Raw genomic sequence first — 16,807 nt, 5'->3', positions numbered from 1 at the left:
GAACCGCCCTCGCCACCGCTCACCCCAGCAGCTCCACGAAGCGGTCCAGGCCGATGTTGCCGCCGGAGACGATCACGCCGATGCGTGGGGGAAGGGGGGCGACGCGGCCGGCCAGCAGGGCGGCCAGGCCGCTGGCGCCGCTGGGCTCGGTGACGATCTTGAGGCGTTCGAAGGCGAACTTCATGGCACCGCGGATCTCGTCGTCGCCGACCAGCACGACCGAGTCCAGGAGCCGGAGGTTGACGGCGAAGGTCAGGGCGCCGGGCCGCTCGACGGCCTGGCCGTCGGCGATGGTGCGCGGGACGGGGATGGTGACGGGGTGGCCGGCGGCCAGGGAGCGGCGGGTGTCGTCGCCGGCCTCGGGCTCGACGCCGATCATGCGGATGCCGGGCGCCAGAGCCGTGGCGGCGAGGGCCGAGCCGGCCATCAGCCCGCCACCGCCGACGGGGGCCACGAGCGCGTCGAGCGGGCCGGTCTCCTCGATCAGCTCCAGCGCCGCGGTGCCCTGACCGGCGATGACGTGCGGATGGTCGTACGGCGGGATGAGGGCCAGGCCGCGCTCCTCGGCGAGCCGGCGGCCGAGGGCGGCGCGGTCGCCCGTGTAGCGGTCGTAGCGGACGATCTCGGCGCCGTATCCGGCGGTGGCCGCGGCCTTGGACTCCGGGGCGTCCTCGGGCATCACGATGACGGCGTGGCTGCCGAGTTCCCGGGCGGCGAGCGCGACGGCCTGGGCGTGGTTGCCGGAGGAGTAGGCGACGACGCCGCGGGCCAGCTGCTCGGGCGCCAGCCGTGAGACGGCGTTGTAGGCGCCGCGGAACTTGAAGGCGCCGACGCGCTGGAAGTTCTCGCACTTGAGGTGGACCTCGGCGCCGACCAGCGCGTCGAGGGTGCGCGAGCGCAGCACGGGCGTGCGGTGTGCCACGCCCGCCAGCCGCCGGGCGGCGTCTTTGACGTCGTCGAAGGTGACGAGGTCCGAGGCGGCGCTTCCAGAGCGGCCGGCGTGGTCGGCGGGATCCGTGGGACCAGTGGGGCTCTGCGTCATGGACGCACGCTACGGGAGCAGCGACTCCAGCGGAACCTCCGGATCGGCCAGCGCGCCGGGCTCCAACGGGGCGCCGGAGCGGATCAGTTGCTGGACGGTCTCGGCGACGTCCCAGACGTTGACGTTCATCCCGGCGAGCAGCCGGCCGTCCGCGCCGAGCCAGAAGGCGATGAACTCCCGTTTGGCGACGTCGCCGCGGCAGACCACCTGGGTGTACGAGCCGGGCGGGGCGTAGCCGGAGTACTCCATGCCGAGGTCGTACTGGTCGGAGAAGAAGTACGGGATGCGGTCGAAGCTCGTGTCCTGGCCGAGCATGGCGCGGGCGGCGGCCGGGCCGCCGTTGAGGGCGTTGGCCCAGTGCTCGACGCGCAGGCGGGTGTCCAGGAGGGGGTGGTCGGCGGCGGCGACGTCGCCGGCGGCGTAGATGTACGGGTCGGAGGTGCGCAGCGAGGCGTCCACCGCGATGCCGCCGCCGGCGCCGCGGTCGACGAGGTCCAGGCCGGCCTGTTCGGCGAGGGCGGTGCGCGGGGCGGCGCCGATCGCGGCGAGCACGTCGTGGGCGGGGTGCTCCTCGCCGTCGTCGGTGCGCACCGCGAGGACCATGCCGTCCTGGCCGACGATCTCGGTGAGGCGGGCACCGAAGTGGAAGCGGACGCCGCGTTCACGGTGCAGGGCGGTGAACATGCCGCCGAGTTCGGGGCCGAGGACGCCGTGCAGCGGGGTGGGGGCGGTTTCGATGACGGTGACCTCGGCGCCGTAGGTGCGCGCGGCGGCGGCGACCTCCAGGCCGATCCAGCCGGCGCCGGCGATGACGAGGTGCCCGTTCTCCCGGCCGAGGGAGGCCAGGACGCCGCGCAGCCGTTCGGCGTGCGCGAGGCGGCGCAGATGGTGCACGCCGGCCAGGCCGGTGCCGGGGATGTCCAGGCGGCGCGGCTCGGCGCCGGTGGCCAACAGCAGCTTGTCGTAGGCGATCAGGGTGCCGTCCCCGAGGCGTACGGTCTTGGCCGCGGGGTCCAGGTGGACGGCGGGCTGGCCCAGATGGAGCTCGATGTGCGCCTTGGCGTACCAGGCGGGCTCGTGGACGAAGACGCTGTCGCGCTCGTCCTTGCCGAGCAGGTACCCCTTGGACAGCGGGGGCCGCTCGTAGGGGTGGTCGCGCTCGTCACAGATGAGGATCACCCGGCCGGTGAAGCCTTCCGAGCGGAGCGTCTCCGCGGCCTTCGCTCCGGCCAGGCCACCCCCGACGATGACGAACGTCTGGTGTGCGTCGACCACTTGCTTCCTCCTCGTTGCGGTGCCGTACGTCCGCGTCCGCGTCCGTAAACGCCCCCGATGTACCCCCGGTCTGCTCCCCCGTAGATGCCGGTTGCTTCCCCCGTAGATGTGTGTGGTGTGGTCGGGGTTCCCCGTTCGAAAACGATCGACTTCGAGAACGGTCGGCTTCGAGCGTCCCGCACGGAGCGTGAGGGGGGAAGAGGGGCTTCCCCCCTAGGGTCACCCCCGGTTGTCCCCTACGTAACCAGGGCGTCGGGTGAGACGGGCGTGCAGCGAGCGGGCCGAGGTGTCCGTCAAAGACGCGATCTGGTCGATGACGGCGCGCATACGGGCGGTGTCGTCGGGGGCCGCGTCGAAGAGCGAACGGAACTGCGGATCAAGGCCGTCGGGGGCGCGGGCGAGGAACGCCTCGGCGAGCTCGGCGATCACGACGCGCTGGTCGGCCCGGAGCGCCTCCTGGTCGGGGCGCTGCATGACGTACCGGTCGGCGACCGCTTTCAAAACGGCGCATTCCAGCCGCGTTTCGGCCGGAACCACCAGCTCGGCCCCGTACCGGGTCAGCCGCCCGCTCCCCCACTGCGCCCGGGTCGCGGCCTCGGCCGCCAGGCAGAAGCGGCCGATCAGCTGACTGGTGGCGTCCTTGAGGCGGGCCTGGGCGAGCGCCGAGCCGTCGTAGCCGTGCGGCCACCACTCCTGCTCCAGGAGGCGGTCCAGTGCCGCGGCCAGCTCCTCGGGTCCGGCGCCGGGCGCATAGCGCGCACCGGCGACCGCGAAGATCTCGGCGCGCTCGGCGTCGGCGAGCAGGACGTTGGGGTCGAGGTGCCCGGCGTGCAGCCCGTCCTCCACGTCGTGCACCGAGTACGCCACATCGTCGGACCAGTCCATGACCTGCGCCTCGAAGCTCTGCGTCCCGTCGGGCGCACCCTGCCGGAACCACTCGAACACCGGCAGGTCGTCCGCGTAGACCCCGAACTTCACCGAGGCGGGGTCGGTGGGGTGCCCGCCGCGCGGCCAGGGGTACTTGGTGGCGGCGTCGAGGGCGGCGCGGGAGAGGTTCAGCCCGACGCTGAGCGCCCCGCCGTCCGGGGCGGGCACGAACCGCTTGGGCTCCAAACGGGCCAGCAGCCGCAGCGACTGGGCGTTGCCCTCGAAGCCGCCGCAGGGCGCGGCGACTTCGTTGAGGATCTGCTCACCGTTGTGCCCGAAGGGCGGGTGGCCGAGATCGTGCGCCAGGCAGGCGGTCTCGACCAGATCCGGGTCGCAGCCGAGGGCGGCGCCGAGTTCCCGGCCGACCTGGGCGCACTCCAGGGAGTGGGTCAGCCGGGTGCGCGGAGTGGCGTCCCAGGCGTGGGTGTGCGCGCCCGGGGCGACGACCTGGGTCTTGCCGGCGAGCCTGCGCAGCGCGGCGGAGTGCAGCACCCGGGCGCGGTCGCGCTGGAAGGCGGTGCGCCCCGGCCGTTTGTCGGGTTCGGGGACCCAGCGCTCGGCGTCGGCCGGGGTGTAGCCGGGGATGGTCGGTCGTGCGCCCGGTGGTGTCCCGGGTGGAGTGCCCGTCATACAGCGACGGTAGCCGCCCTGGGGCTCTCGGAGCCGGATCCGGTACGCGCCAGGAGCGCCTGGTCGTAGCGGTGCAGCACCAGACGGGCCAATGCGGGGTGGTCGGCCAGGGGCGCGGCGGCGACGCCCGGGGCGGCCGCCGCGCACTGGGTGGCGAAGCGGCCGGGCGCGGTGAAGCAGCCCGCGACGGCGATCCGGTCGTGGCCGCGGGCGGTCAGCTCCCGGACGGCTTCGGCGACGGTGGGGGCCGCGGCAATCTGAGAGGGGCGACGCGAAGCGTCTCGTGCCGGGGTGGTGGCGGGCGACGGGTGGGCGAAGGCGGGCAGGACGGGAAGGCCGCCGAGCCGGTCGGAGAGCAGCCGCGCGATGCGCTCGGTGTCCTGGGTGGAACGCGCCGCCCGGGAGCCGGCGGCGGCCAGGACCACGGCCGTGCTTCCCCGGCCGGCGGCGAATCCGGCCTCCAGCAGGCGGCCGTGCAGCGCCTCGGCGAGCAGCGGGTGCGGGCCGAGGGGCTCGGCGATCCGGCCCGTCAGATGAGGAGCGGCCGCCAGCGCGGCGGGCAGATCGTGGGTGACGTGATAGCCACGGCCGAAGAGCAGCGGTACGAGGACGGCCTCGCCGGGCAGCTCCGCGAGCGTGTCGGCGAGCAGCGGCCGGTCGAGCTCGATGTTGCCGAGCCGCACGGGCAGGCCGGGGCGGAGCGCGCGGACCCGGTCGAGCAGGGCGTGGACGGCGGGCAGCGCGCGGAGGTCGCGGCTGCCGTGGGCCACGGCGACGAGGGTCGGCGCGGCCGCCCCCGGGTGGCGGCGGCCGCGCGGCCGGACGCCGCACAGCCGGGCGCTGAGCTGGGCGGCGATCTCGGCGGCGAGATCACCCGCACCGAGCGGCCCGGCGGCAGTGGGAGACCGGTGGGAGGACGAATGCGGTATCGGCGCCGTCATGCCCTGAGCGTGGCACCCGGTCGTTGCGGTGCCGTTTCCCCGCGGGTAACTCCGTGTTCCGTACGGCTGCCGCCGGGGCCGCCCCGGGTGTGCGCGCGGCGAGTGCGTGCGGCGGGTGTGCGCTGCCTGTGACCTGCGCCGTTCCGGTGCGCACTCCCCGTTGTTACGCGCCCGTCGCGTGCGCGTCGACCTCCGCCAGATACCTCTCGCGCGTCGCCTCGTCGAGGAAGGCCGCCCGGAAGGAGTTGCGGGCGAGGGTGCGCAGGGTCTCCGCGTCGAAACCGAGGGCGTCGCGCACGGCGGTGAAGTTGTCGTCCGCGTAGCCGCCGAAGTAGGCCGGGTCGTCGGAGTTGACGGTCACCAGCAGCCCGGCGTCCAGCATCGCGGGCAGCGGGTGGTCGGCGAGGTCGTCGATGACCCGCAGCCGCACGTTCGACAGCGGGCAGACCGTCAGCGGCACCTGCTCCGCCGCCAGACGGGCCACCAACCGCTCGTCCTCCATGCAGCGCACGCCGTGGTCGATCCGGTCCACCCCGAGGACGTCCAGGGCCTCCCACACATACGCGGCGGGCCCCTCCTCCCCCGCGTGCGCCACACACCGGAGCCCGGCCTCGCGGGCCAGCGCGAAGACCTCCTTGAACTTGGCCGGCGGGTGCCCGACCTCGGCCGAGTCCAGGCCGACGGCGGTGATCCGGTGCAGGTAGGGGCGGGCCGCCTCGAAGGTCGCCAGGGCCGACTCGGCGCTCTCGTCGCGCAGGAAGCACATGATCAGGCGGGTGCTGATGCCGTAGGTCTCCTGGGCGCGGTCCAGCGCGCGGGCCAGCCCGTCGACGACCGTGCCGACCGGGACGCCGCGGGCGGTGTGCGCCTGCGGGTCGAAGAAGATCTCGGCGTGGCGTACGCCCTGCTCCTTGGCACGGGCGAGGTAGGCGTCCGCGAGGTCGGCGAAGTCGTCCTCGGTGCGCAGTACGGCCATCAGCGCGTAGTAGAGGTTCAGGAAGGACTGCAGATCGGCGAAGGAGTAGGCGCGGCGCAGCTCGTCCTCGGTGGCGTACGGCAGCGTGACGCCGTTGCGCTCGGCGAGCGCGAAGGCCAGCTCGGGTTCCAGCGTGCCCTCGATGTGCAGATGCAGCTCCGCCTTGGGCCACGGACCGGGAGTGGTCGCGGCGCAGGGAGCGGACGGGGGGAGGGACGGGGAGGAAGCCACGCGGTCACACCTGTTCTGCGGTACGGAAAAGCGGCCCGGTACGCGAGGGCCGTCGGCCCGGAGGAGCCGCCGGCCCCGGAGCGGTTGCCGGTCCGGGAGGAGTTTGTTCGTCCAGGCTATCCGCGGTGTGGCCGGGGGCGCCGGGGCGGTACCGCCCCCTGGCCACGGGGATCGCGCCGCGGCTACCGGGAAGGCGCGCGGCTACCGGGAGTGCGCCGTCGTGCCGCGCAGCCAGTCACCGCCGTCGACGGGGGTGCCGGTGGCGCGCAGCCGGGCGGCGAGTGGCTCGGCGGCCAGGTAGACCCAGGCTCGTACGGTCCTGCCGTCCGGGCACTCGGCTTCGGTGACCACCCGCTCGTAGAGGTTTTGCGGGTCACCGGGGGTGTAGTCCTCCAGCCGGTCCAGCGTCGCGCGCACCTCGTCGTAGTCGGCGTCGCGGGGCAGGACGAGAGCGCCGTACACCACCGCGTCCGGGGGTCCGGTGACGGCGTAGGGGTATCCGGGGCCGTCGTAGAGCAGCGCGCCACCGATCCGGGCCGGCTCCTCGCGGGCGGTGCGGCCGCGCAGGGTGCGGGCGTGGTTGGCCTGGCCGGGGCGCAGCGTTCCGTAGACGAAGAACGGCAGCCGCTCGGGCTCGGTGGTCATGGTGGCGCGATCCTCTCCGGGCTCGGTGCTTCTCCTGCCACGATGCCAGGCCCCTGTGGCGCCCCTCACCGGTCAGGCCCCCGGTGCAACCGTCACCGGCCGGTGGGCGTCGCAGCCTGCAGGATCGATCACGACCGGACGTGATCGGATGCGATCGGGGACAGGGGCGGCGGATGCGAGCGCTGATGCGGCGGATATGGGGCGGGGTGCGCCGCGTGCGACTGCCGCGGACCCGGCGCGGATGGCGCCGCGCGTACCAGGTGTCGGTGGCCGCGACGGTGCTCGCCCTGGCGCCCGCGACGTGGATGAACGCCACCGGGGGTCCCCGGGTGCGCACCGTCGCCGACGCGCCCGCCGCGCCGGTCGCCATCGTCTTCGGCGCGGGCCTGTGGAACGGCGAGCCGTCCCCCTACCTCGCCCACCGGCTGGACGCGGCAGCCGAGCTCTACGACCGTGGCACGGTCCGCGCGGTCCTGGTCACCGGCGACAACAGCCGGCGCGACTACGACGAGCCGGACGCGATGCGCGCGTATCTGCTGCGCCACGGCGTCCCGGCCGGGAAGATCGTCAGCGACTACGCGGGCTTCGACACCTGGGACTCCTGCAGCCGCGCCCACCGGATCTTCGGTGTCGACCGGGCGGTACTGGTCAGCCAGGGCTTCCACATCCGGCGTGCGCTGTCGCTGTGCGCGGCGGCCGGCATCGACTCGTACGGGGTCGGGGTGGCCGCCAAACGCGATGTGACCTGGGCGTACGGCGGTGTCCGGGAGATCTTCGCGGCCGGCAAGGCGGCGGCGGACGCGCTGCTGCGACCCGATCCGCACTTCCTCGGGCCGCGCGAGACGGGGGTGGCGGAGGCGCTGCGAGCCGGGGCCGACCCTAAGGACGCGCCCGGCACCGACAGGCGACAGGGATAGGTGCGTCGTATCACTCGACATGTACGGCGATGGTCCGTGCGCACTCCATCGACTCGGCCTGCGCGGTGTCCACCTCCAGGTCGTAGGCCACGCCCTGGTGGACCACATCCGCCTGGGACACGGCCATCCCGATGGTCCGATCGCCTCGTGCGACCTCACGGCCCGCGGCGACCGCACCGTCACACCTGACGCCGACCCACAGCACCCGCAGTCCGCCCAAGGCCTTCTGCCAGCGCTGCTGTGACCCCGCTCCGCCGAGGAAGACCTCGTCGACGATGACCCGGGCTCCCGCACGGGCCATCGCGGCGACCCCCTCGATCCACGCCGCTTCCAGCGTTCGGAACTCCGGCCCGACGATCACCTCGCCGTCCGGAGCGAACTCGATGCCGGCGTCCGACGCCTGCATGGACGCCGGCATCGCCTCGACCAGCGTGTCCGTCCCGAGGGCCAGCCACGGATCCGGCAGGACCGCCTGCAGACACCGCACGATCCCGGACTTCCCCGAGCTGGAACCACCGTTGAGCACGATCACCTGAGTCGTCACCGCGCCACGGTAGAGGCTTCGGGGCGACGCTCGAAGCGAATTTCCCCGAAGCCTGCACCGCGTGCCATGGATTACGAGGACCCGCGGACTACGAGGACCCGCGGACTACAAGACCCCGTGGACTACAAGGACCGTCGATCACGCCTGTGACGCGCGGGTGTAGAGGGCGAGGATCTTGCCCCCGAAGTACGGGCTGTAGGAGATCCGATCGTGGTCGGGGCCCTTGGGGCCGCCGCCGTTGAGGCCGCCGATCAGGCCGATGATCCGGCCGGTCCCGGTCTCCTCGTCGAGGTCGGTGAGCCAGGGGCCGCCCGAGGTTCCCGCGGCGAAGCCTCCGCACTCCATGCGGAGTTGACGGGTACCGGCGAGCCGGGCGCTGCGGGTGTCGCAGCGTACGGCGCGGTCCTCCGGGTCGTTGCGGACCTTGGGGTAGCCGATGACGGTGACGTCGTTGGTGTAACCGGGCGTCGCCGTGAGGAGGTTGCCGCCGGTGACCTCCTCAAGGGAGCGGCCGTCCTCGGCGGGGGCGACGGTGGCGAAGGCGAAGTCGAGGTCGGCCTTGTCGCCGGTGGTGCCGCGTTCGGGGTAGGCGAAGGACTTGGTGATCGCCCAGACGCCGTACGGCTGGGTCTGCGCGCCCGAACGGTACTGCGGGACGAAGGCGGCGCGGGCGCCCGGGTTGCAGTGCCCGGCGGTGAGGATCAGGTTGCGGTGCCGGCTGTGCACCACGCTGGCGGTGCAGTGGTGCGCGCGGGCGTCCTTGTCGACGGAGAACAGCACGCCCACGGACGGGATTCCGTCGAAGTGCCGGGCGGTGGCCGGGGCTTGGGCCGCCGCGGAGTCGCTGGGCCGGTCCGGACTGCCGGACGCGGGCGGGGTGGTGGGCGACGGGCTGGTGGGCGACTGATCCGGCGTGTCCTTGCCGGGCGGGGCGGCGGGCGGCTGGCTCGGCGTGTCCCCTCCGGCCGCGGTGGTGGGCGGCTGGCTCGGCGTCTCCGCTCCGGGCGGGGCGGCGGGCGCCTGACCCGTCGCGTCCTCGCCGTCCGGAGTCGTCGGCGGCTGACTCGGCGTGCCCTCTTCCGGCGGGGCGGCGGGCGACGGCTGGTCCGGGGTGTCGCCGTCGGCCGGGGGAGCCTCGTCGGTCGGGGCCGCGTCGTCGGCCGGGGCCGCGGCGGCCATCCGCTCGGGTGTCCAGTAGGCGGCGGCGTCCCGGCTGCCCAAGACGGGACCGGGGTGCGGCCGGCTGCTGTCCGCGGTGCCCGGGACTCCGTCGGAGGCATGGCCGACCGGGGCGGTGACCAGGCACATGGCCATGCCGAGCGCAGCGGTCGCCGCCCTGGTCCAGCGCCGCCGGGTGCGCCGCACGGGCTCCCCTCGCTCCGCGCCGGCCGGCGCCCCGTCGTGGCCGCCCGGGGCCACGCAGCCGCTACCCGGAGCCACGTTGCCGTTACCTGCCGACCGGTCGCTGTCGCCCGGAGTCATACCGTTGTCCCGTGCCACGTCAGCTCGTCTCCTTTGCGACCCACGACAGGTAGTCGGCGCCGCCGCGAGTGATCGGGGTGGCGATGATCTCGGGGGTGTCATAGTCGTGCGCCTGGAGGAGATGGCCCTCCAGCTCCGCGTAGCGCGCTTGCGTCGTCTTGAAAAGGACCTGCCACTCCCGGCTGGTCTCGACCGCGCCGTCCCAGCGGAACACCGAGGTCACCGGCGCGCTGATCTGCGCACAGGCGGCGAGCCTGGCCGCGATCGCCCCGCGCGCCAGCCGCTCGGCCTTCTCCTCGCTGTCGGTGGTCGTCATGACGGTCAGGAATCCTGTGCCCTGCCCGGCCGATCCGGGCGGTCCGGACGGTTCGCTCAGGGCTGTGGGGTCGGCCACGGTGGCGCATCCTTCGCAGTGGGGGGACATTCGCAGTGGGGGCGGGGGACGCCGGGACGTGTCACGGGGACCGTCCCGGGCCGCATCGTACGGACCACGATGATCATCGCGTAAGTGACGGGCCGCCCCGCACCGGTATGCACCCGGACGCCCGGGGCCGATTCCCCGGTTGCGTCCACCCGCACAACGGCAACGATGGAGAGGGATCCCGCCGAGCCCGCCGCCACGGATGCGAAAGGGCAGCGAAAGGGCAGCATCATGGACGACCTCGCCACACTCACCCGTCACCAACTCGACGACGCCCGGGCCTCCGCCCACGGGCGCAGCGCCCATCTGTTCCTGCACGACGGACCCTTGCGGCAGACCGTGATCGCGCTGATCGCGGGCGTCGCACTGGACGAGCACAACGCGCCACCGGCAGCGAGCCTGCAGGTGCTGCACGGGCGCGTCCGCCTCACCGGGCCCGGCGGCGGCCAGGAGCTGAAGGCGGGTCAGGTCGCCGCGATCCCGCACGAGCGGCACGGCCTGCAGGCCATCGAGGACTCGGCGGTCCTGCTCACGGCCGTGACGGAAGTGCCGGCACGGGCCCACCGGGCGGTCCCGGCGGGGGCGGGGGCGGGAGCGGAGCCACGGACGGGGGCGGCGCGGGGGTAGCCGCTGATCACGCTCCAGCACTTCGGCCTCTGCTCGGCCACCTTCGCCCAGCCACATCGCCCCGGCACCACATCGCCCCGGCACCACATCGATCCAGCCACCACATCGCCCCAGCCACATAGGCTCGATTTTCGAGTATTCACATTTTTCTGAATGTTATGTAGTCTCTGCTGCATGACCAGCCCGAGTACCCGCCCGAGTGCCAGCCAGAGCCCAGGCCCGCGCCCCAAGGTCCAGCTGACCGGGGCGCCGGAGACCCTCCTCGCCACGCTCTACGGCCGCGCCGCGGACAGCCGCTCGAAGCGGCCGATCCTCGGTGACACCATGGCCCTCGACACCGTCCGGCGGCTCGACCACGACTTCCGGAAGATGCGGCTGAACTCCGGCGACGCGGCCGGAGTCGCGCTGCGCGCCCGGCAGTTGGACGTCTGGACGTCCGGCTTCCTCGCGCGGCACGACGAGGCGACGGTGGTGCATCTGGGCTGCGGCCTCGACACCCGCATGCACCGCCTCGCCCCGGGCCCAGGGGTGCGCTGGTTCGACATCGACTTCCCCGAGGTCATAGAGCTGCGCAAACAGCTCTATCCCGAGCGCCCCGGATACACCATGATCCCGTCGTCGGTGACCGACCCGGCCTGGATGGAGCGCATTCCCGCGGACCGGCCGACGATGATCGTGGCCGAGGGACTGCTGATGCATCTGACCGAGGAGGACGGCACGGCGCTGCTGCGGCGGCTGATGGCCCACGCTCCGAGCGGCGAGCTGGCCTTCGACGCCTTCAGCCCGTTCGCCATCCGCACGCAGTGGATCAACAGGATCGTCGTCAAGGCCGGCGCCCGCCTGTACTGGGGCACCGACGCCGCGGGGATCGCCGCACTGAGCCCGCGACTGGAGATCGTCGAGAACGTCAGCGCCCTGGAGGTCCCGGGTGTCGAGAAGCTGCCGGCGGCCTACCGGCTCGGCGCCCGGGCCTGGGCGAAGCTGCCCAAGGTGCGGGACATGGCGCGGATGTACCACTGCCGGTTCTGAGGCCGGGCCCGGCCCGCACCAGCCCCCTTGACCTCAAGTCAACTTCAGGTTCTACGGTGCCGCTCGTACCAGTGACCGTTCAAGGGGGCACCCGACATGACGACCCATCACCTCTCCGACACCGAGCTCGCCGCACAGCCCGCCGCGTACTGGACCGGGCTGGCCTACGAGGCCCTCATCGCGTTCATCCGAGCCCGGCAGGCGGAACTCGGCTTCACCCAGCCCCAGTACTGGCTGCTGCGCAACCTGTCGAAGAACGACATCTCGCCCGACGGCCAGGGCATGACCCTCCCCGAACTCCAGCAGGCCACGAACTCCTACCTTCGCCCCGAGGACGACCTGGAGACCGAGTCGCAGCTCCTGCTGGAGCGCGGCTGGCTCACCCGTGACGCCGAGAAGCGGCTGTGGATCACCGAGGCGGGAGAACAGGCCCGAGCGGACCTCAAGCGGCAGGCGCCGGCCATCCGCGACCGCATCCACCAGGGCATCAGCGACATCGACTACGTCACCGCCCTGAAGGTGCTCCGGCAGATGCTCCGGAACACCGGGAGCCCTCTGGCCTGACCGGCCGATCCCCACTTGGCGACGGCCGGAATGTGTGAGGGTGCTGTCATGAGCGACTCAACACCCCGCACACTCAACGGATTTGCGCAGACCCTGGTCCGGCTGGGCATCGCGACGCAGGAACAGGCAACGGCCGGCCTGGCGGAGGCCGCCGAGATCGGCATGGACCTCGACGAGGAATTCGAGGACACCGACGAGCTGACCTTCCTCGTCGGCGAATGCGGCCTCGGCTTCCAGACGCCCGAAAAGGTGGGTGGTGATCTTGAGGACGGATATGCGGAGCTGCTGACAGAGGCGGCGGCGTGCTCGGGCGGTTCGGTGGTGGTCGACGACGTCGAGCTGGTGAAGGTCGAGAACGAGGACGGGGAGGAGGACGAGTACCTGCACTTCCGGCGCAATGGCCGGTCGATATGGCACAGGACGGAGCACCTCGACGAGGGCACCCGCTACATGGACTGGAATGTCGCCATGGACGCCATCGGCGACCTCGTGCCCGGCAACGACGATCCCCGGGCCTTCTGGCAGCTGGACGAGGATTCCTATGACGCCTGGTGGCTGCTGCTGACACCTGAACAGGCCGAGGGCCTGGAGGAGTTCGGCCTGCCGATGCCGGTGGACCTCGGGAACCGGGTCCGTGACGGGAAGCCCACGGCGGAGCCCGAGACGCCGGAGTGGTACATGGAGGACGACCGCCTGCATGCGAGCGAGGAGTCCCGCCGGGGCCTCGACGAGTGGCTGGCCCCCATGGACGCCGCACTGGACCGGTGGCGGAGCGCCCATCTGCCCGACGACTTCCCCTTCGACTACTCGCCGGACTCGCTCACGGCGCTGGAACGGCTTGTGCTGGACCGCTTCGACGGCCTCGCCGCGCTTGAGGCGGCGGGCGAGGACGAGTTCTTCGAGGGCGCGGTCAGGTACGTCGGTCAGACCGCACTGCGGCGCTGGCCGTGCCGCTGGACGTACCGGCACTCCGACGACGACGCGTCGCCCTTCACCAACGAGCCGCTGATCCGCTCCAACACCCCGGACGGCTTCGGCGGCGGGTTCTCCCCTGATTTCGTCCTGCGGACCCTCGTGAAACGCCGCACGAACCGTGGCATGCGAGAGCGCATGGAATCGATCGGGGAGGGGGTCGAGGACTACCGCAAGGCGCTGCGGGCCCGCACGCGCGGCCGGTAGGCCGTGTCCGCGAGGGCGGTGCCCGACGCGCCGCGGCGGCCACGGTCCCCGCGGGCCGCGGGCCCTGCCCTCAGACCGCCAGCCACTGGTCGTACGCCAGCTTGCACAGCAGGGCGACGACCACGACCACCAGCACCCCGCGGACGAATCCGGCGCCGCGCTTGAGCGCCATCCTCGCGCCGACCATCCCCCCGACGAGGTTGAACAGTGCGAGCAGGGCGCCGAGTTGCCACAGCACGGTGCCCTGGATCGCGAACATGGTCAGTGCGCCGACGTTGGTGCAGACGTTGACGACCTTGGCGGTGGCGGACGAGGTGACCAGGTCCATGTGCAGGACGGCGGCGAGCGCGATGACGAGGAACGCGCCCGTTCCCGGCCCGATCAGGCCGTCGTAGAAGCCGATCCCCAGGCCCGCGACGAGGACGGCCGCCAGCACCCGCCGCCGGGTGACCGGCCCCGACGGCGCGGGGGCGGTCCCGAAGGCCGGGCGGAAGAGGAGGAACGCGAGCACCGCCAGCAGCACCGCCATGATCAGCGGGCGCAGCACCTCGCTGTTGATGCCGGCCGCGAAGAACGCCCCGGCCAGCGAACCGGCGACCGCGGCAAGGCCGATGCGCAGCGCCGTGCGCAGATCGATGGGCGCCTTGCGGACGTAGGTGACCGCGGCGGCGGTGGTGCCCACGATGGCGGTGGACTTGTTGGTGCCCAGGACGTAGGCGGCGGGCGTGTGCGGAAGGCCGACCAGCAGAGCGGGGAGCAGCAGCAGTCCCCCACCGCCGACCACGGCGTCGATCCAGCCCGCCGCGAGCGCGGCCAGGCAGAGCAGGGTCAGGGCGAAGAGCGATATGTCAGGGGGCACCGGGCGATCTTACGAACCGGGCACCGCCCTAGGCTCGGCATTATGAACGCTGAGACCGCCGACGCCTTCGACTCCGACTCCGCCTTCGACCGCGACCGCGACCGCGACCGCGACGTGAGTTTCTCCATCGGCGGGGAGCTTCCGGTCCGGCGGCTGGGTTTCGGGGCCGGCGGGCTCGTCGGGCCGGGTTACTGGGGGCCGCGGTACGACGATCCGCAGCGCGCCGTCGCCCTGCTGCGGCAGGCCGTGGAGCGTGGCGTCACGCTGATCGACACCGCCGACAACTACGGCCCGGACGTGGCCGAGGAGCTGGTGGCGCACGCCCTGCATCCGTACCCGGAGGGGCTGGTGATCGCGACGAAGGGCGGGGTGGTGCGGACCGGCCCCGACGTCTGGCACATCGAGGGACGGCCGGAGCGGCTGCGCGCCATGTGCGAGGCGAGCCTGCGTCGGCTGCGCACCGACGCCATCGACCTCTACCAGTTGCACCGGCTGGACCCGGAGGTGCCGATGGCCGACCAGCTGGGCGCGCTGCGGGAACTCCAGCGGGAGGGCAAGGTCCGGCACATCGGGCTGGACTCCGTCAGCGCGGCGGAGCTGCGGCAGGCCCAGGAGCTGGCACCGATCGCGTCCGTCCAGAACCGCTACAACCTGATGGACCGCGCCTCGGAGGACGTACTGGAGCTGTGCGAGGAGCGCGGCACGGCGTTCCTGCCGTGGTTCCCGTTGGGCAATGGCGCGTTGGCGGGCGGCGCGGGTGCGGCACTGGGTGCGGCGCTCGACGCGGTCGCCGCCCGGCACGGGGCGAGTACCGGGCAGATCGCACTGGCCTGGCTGCTGCACCGCTCCCCCGTGCTGCTGCCCACCCCCGGTACGGGGTCGCCCGCTCACCTCGACGAGAACCTGGCGGCGTCCGGAATCGCGCTGACGGACGCCGACATGGCGGAGCTGAACCGGACGCGTTGACCGGCCGCGTGGACCGGCCGCGCGTGATCGGGTGGTTCCGGGCGGTTCCGGGCGGTTCAGGTACGGCGTGGGTCCCGGCTCTTCGCGACGCGGTGCACCTGGGCGAGCGCGTCGGTCAACTCGACGGCCAGCAGGTGGATTTCGCCGGGCGTCCACCTTCGCCCGTCGAGGATGCGTCGCGACTCGCCGATGAGCTCCAGGGCGAGTTCGAGCTGGGCTTCATCGAGGTCGTCGGCCATCTGGGACACATACCCGGTGCCGTCGCCCACAAGCAGGCAGCGCTTGCCTTCGAGGCTCGACCACGGCAGGAGCCGTGCGGTGTCCTTGGGGTCTGTCATGGGCCAGTCTCCTGAGATTCGCGTCGGGTAACCGGATGTAGTCATTCGGTCACACGGGCAACGCAACGGGCAATAGAATTGGGGCGGTTGAACCGGCAGCGTTCAATGCTGAGACCTGCCGCGATGCCGACGTGCGCCCACATGACGAGAGGTCACAGCGTTGGACGAGACGACGCCTCCCGAGCATTTGAATCCGCTCCAGCGCTTCGGCCGTGACATCAGACAGGTACGGCTGGCCCGCAAGCTCACGCAGAAGCACCTGGCCAGCGCCACGGGCTACACCAACGGCTACGTCAGCAAGGTCGAGTCCGGGACGTTGCTTCCCAGGCCGAGCATGAAGTTCGCCAAGGGCTGCGACACGGTGTTCGGGACAGGTGAGTTATTCGCGGGGATGCTGCAGCGGATCGAGGAAGGGGATCACCCGAGTTGGTTCGTGCCGTACGCGAACCTGGAAGGGAAGGCCTCGCGGATACTGGACTACTCGACCAATGTGGTGAAGGGCCTTCTGCAGACGGAGGGCTATGCGCGGGCCATTTTCCGCTCGTACTTCTCCCACGAAGAAGACGACGCGATCGAGGGCAAGGTGGCCGCGCGTCTGCGGCGGCGTGAAGTGTTCGAGCGGGACGATCCGCCGTTCCTGTGGACCATCGTGCACGAGGCATGTCTACGAACAGTCGTGGGTGGGGCCGAAGTCATGGCCGAACAGCTTGAGTACCTGCTGACGGCGGCCACATCACCGCGCGTCAAACTCCAAGTCATGCCCTTCTCGGCAGGTGCCCCTGCTGCGTCCACAAGGCCCTTCACTGTGCTGCGATTCACGGACTCCCGCACGGTGCTGTACACGGAGACGCGGGTAGGAGGCAGGATGCACGACTCCGCACAAACGGTCGATGCCGCCCTGGACGACTACGATCTCCTGAGGGCACACGCGTTGTCCCCGGATCAATCAGGGGCTCTGATCAAGACCTTGTTGGAGGAGTACCGCGCATGAGTGGCGACTTGAATCTCGCCGGAGCCGAGTGGGTCAAGTCCTCCTACAGCGACGCCAACGGCGGGGACTGCCTCGAATTCTCCCGCGCCCTCACCGCCCCCCACGGCCTCGTCCCCGTCCGTGACAGCAAGAACCCGGACGGTCCGGCGCTCATTTTTCCCGCGGGTGGGTGGAATGCCTTCGTTACGGCAATCAAGCGCGGGGAGTTCCCCGCCTGAAGGGA

Annotated in this window: 19 protein-coding genes; 8 read left to right on the top strand and 11 right to left on the bottom strand. The window is 72.2% G+C overall.

From position 1 onward, the window contains the following. Positions 1 to 19 precede the first annotated feature (19 nt). The 6 genes from ACZ5XZ_RS22585 to ACZ5XZ_RS22560 all read right to left on the bottom strand — a co-directional run bounded on the left by ACZ5XZ_RS22585 (position 20) and on the right by ACZ5XZ_RS22560 (position 6,667). Complete coding sequence (locus ACZ5XZ_RS22585) at positions 20 to 1,042, bottom strand: threo-3-hydroxy-L-aspartate ammonia-lyase (RefSeq protein ID WP_468980737.1); 1,023 nt, start codon at positions 1,040 to 1,042, stop codon at positions 20 to 22. 9 nt (positions 1,043 to 1,051) lie between these two features. Then, positions 1,052 to 2,317 carry an NAD(P)/FAD-dependent oxidoreductase gene (locus ACZ5XZ_RS22580; protein WP_468980736.1) on the bottom strand — a complete coding sequence of 422 codons (1,266 nt, stop codon included), beginning with the start codon at positions 2,315 to 2,317 and terminating at the stop codon, positions 1,052 to 1,054. Positions 2,318 to 2,536: 219 nt separating this feature from the next. Beyond that, complete coding sequence (locus tag ACZ5XZ_RS22575; protein ID WP_468980734.1) at positions 2,537 to 3,874, bottom strand: deoxyguanosinetriphosphate triphosphohydrolase; 1,338 nt, start codon at positions 3,872 to 3,874, stop codon at positions 2,537 to 2,539. Then, a complete protein-coding gene (locus ACZ5XZ_RS22570; protein ID WP_468980731.1) occupies positions 3,871 to 4,815 on the bottom strand; it encodes a sirohydrochlorin chelatase in 945 nt (314 codons plus the stop codon). Before ACZ5XZ_RS22570 ends, ACZ5XZ_RS22575 begins: the two co-directional genes overlap by 4 nt. A gap of 163 nt (positions 4,816 to 4,978) precedes the next feature. Next, complete coding sequence (locus tag ACZ5XZ_RS22565) at positions 4,979 to 6,022, bottom strand: adenosine deaminase (RefSeq protein ID WP_468980729.1); 1,044 nt, start codon at positions 6,020 to 6,022, stop codon at positions 4,979 to 4,981. A 201-nt stretch (positions 6,023 to 6,223) separates the two neighbouring features. Next, positions 6,224 to 6,667, bottom strand: a complete 444-nt coding sequence (locus ACZ5XZ_RS22560) for a gamma-glutamylcyclotransferase family protein (protein WP_468980727.1) — start codon at positions 6,665 to 6,667, stop codon at positions 6,224 to 6,226. 173 nt (positions 6,668 to 6,840) lie between these two features. Here ACZ5XZ_RS22560 and ACZ5XZ_RS22555 point away from each other — a divergent pair, with 173 nt between their 5' ends. Further along, a complete protein-coding gene (locus ACZ5XZ_RS22555; RefSeq protein WP_468980724.1) occupies positions 6,841 to 7,584 on the top strand; it encodes a SanA/YdcF family protein in 744 nt (247 codons plus the stop codon). A gap of 10 nt (positions 7,585 to 7,594) precedes the next feature. Here the strand turns inward: ACZ5XZ_RS22555 and cpt are convergent, their stop codons facing one another. The 3 genes from cpt to cutA all read right to left on the bottom strand — a co-directional run bounded on the left by cpt (position 7,595) and on the right by cutA (position 10,004). Next, a complete protein-coding gene (gene cpt / locus ACZ5XZ_RS22550; RefSeq protein ID WP_468980722.1) occupies positions 7,595 to 8,128 on the bottom strand; it encodes a chloramphenicol phosphotransferase CPT in 534 nt (177 codons plus the stop codon). 138 nt (positions 8,129 to 8,266) lie between these two features. Further along, a complete protein-coding gene (locus ACZ5XZ_RS22545; RefSeq protein ID WP_468980719.1) occupies positions 8,267 to 9,628 on the bottom strand; it encodes a trypsin-like serine peptidase in 1,362 nt (453 codons plus the stop codon). Position 9,629: 1 nt separating this feature from the next. Then, on the bottom strand, positions 9,630 to 10,004 hold the full coding sequence (gene cutA, locus ACZ5XZ_RS22540; RefSeq protein ID WP_468980717.1) for a divalent-cation tolerance protein CutA: 375 nt from the start codon (positions 10,002 to 10,004) through the stop codon (positions 9,630 to 9,632). A gap of 258 nt (positions 10,005 to 10,262) precedes the next feature. Between cutA and ACZ5XZ_RS22535 the strand changes: the two genes are divergently transcribed. From ACZ5XZ_RS22535 to ACZ5XZ_RS22520, 4 genes are all read left to right on the top strand, one after another. Further along, positions 10,263 to 10,658 carry a cupin domain-containing protein gene (locus tag ACZ5XZ_RS22535; protein WP_468980905.1) on the top strand — a complete coding sequence of 132 codons (396 nt, stop codon included), beginning with the start codon at positions 10,263 to 10,265 and terminating at the stop codon, positions 10,656 to 10,658. 174 nt (positions 10,659 to 10,832) lie between these two features. Next, entirely contained in the window at positions 10,833 to 11,687 is an 855-nt protein-coding gene (locus ACZ5XZ_RS22530) for a class I SAM-dependent methyltransferase (protein WP_468980715.1), read from the top strand. A gap of 96 nt (positions 11,688 to 11,783) precedes the next feature. Next, a complete protein-coding gene (locus tag ACZ5XZ_RS22525) occupies positions 11,784 to 12,251 on the top strand; it encodes a MarR family transcriptional regulator (RefSeq protein WP_468980714.1) in 468 nt (155 codons plus the stop codon). 48 nt (positions 12,252 to 12,299) lie between these two features. Next, entirely contained in the window at positions 12,300 to 13,430 is a 1,131-nt protein-coding gene (locus ACZ5XZ_RS22520; RefSeq protein ID WP_468980711.1) for a hypothetical protein, read from the top strand. 70 nt (positions 13,431 to 13,500) lie between these two features. Here ACZ5XZ_RS22520 and ACZ5XZ_RS22515 read toward each other — a convergent pair whose 3' ends face one another. Further along, complete coding sequence (locus ACZ5XZ_RS22515) at positions 13,501 to 14,289, bottom strand: sulfite exporter TauE/SafE family protein (protein ID WP_468980708.1); 789 nt, start codon at positions 14,287 to 14,289, stop codon at positions 13,501 to 13,503. A gap of 42 nt (positions 14,290 to 14,331) precedes the next feature. On the opposite strand from ACZ5XZ_RS22515, the gene ACZ5XZ_RS22510 reads away from it, so the two are divergent. Then, positions 14,332 to 15,255 carry an aldo/keto reductase gene (locus tag ACZ5XZ_RS22510; protein ID WP_468980707.1) on the top strand — a complete coding sequence of 308 codons (924 nt, stop codon included), beginning with the start codon at positions 14,332 to 14,334 and terminating at the stop codon, positions 15,253 to 15,255. Between the two features lie 56 nt (positions 15,256 to 15,311). On the opposite strand, the gene ACZ5XZ_RS22505 is transcribed toward ACZ5XZ_RS22510, so the two are convergent. Beyond that, complete coding sequence (locus ACZ5XZ_RS22505) at positions 15,312 to 15,593, bottom strand: hypothetical protein (RefSeq protein ID WP_468980704.1); 282 nt, start codon at positions 15,591 to 15,593, stop codon at positions 15,312 to 15,314. Between the two features lie 160 nt (positions 15,594 to 15,753). Here ACZ5XZ_RS22505 and ACZ5XZ_RS22500 point away from each other — a divergent pair, with 160 nt between their 5' ends. Both ACZ5XZ_RS22500 and ACZ5XZ_RS22495 read left to right on the top strand, forming a co-directional pair. Continuing rightward, positions 15,754 to 16,584 carry a helix-turn-helix domain-containing protein gene (locus tag ACZ5XZ_RS22500; protein ID WP_468980701.1) on the top strand — a complete coding sequence of 277 codons (831 nt, stop codon included), beginning with the start codon at positions 15,754 to 15,756 and terminating at the stop codon, positions 16,582 to 16,584. Then, positions 16,581 to 16,802 carry a DUF397 domain-containing protein gene (locus tag ACZ5XZ_RS22495; RefSeq protein WP_468980699.1) on the top strand — a complete coding sequence of 74 codons (222 nt, stop codon included), beginning with the start codon at positions 16,581 to 16,583 and terminating at the stop codon, positions 16,800 to 16,802. Before ACZ5XZ_RS22500 ends, ACZ5XZ_RS22495 begins: the two co-directional genes overlap by 4 nt. Positions 16,803 to 16,807 lie beyond the last annotated feature (5 nt).

This window comes from Streptomyces sp. NPDC033270 (assembly GCF_055576575.1).
The sequence above is the reverse complement of the archived record's forward strand: the minus strand, read 5'-3'. Positions and strand labels throughout refer to the sequence as shown.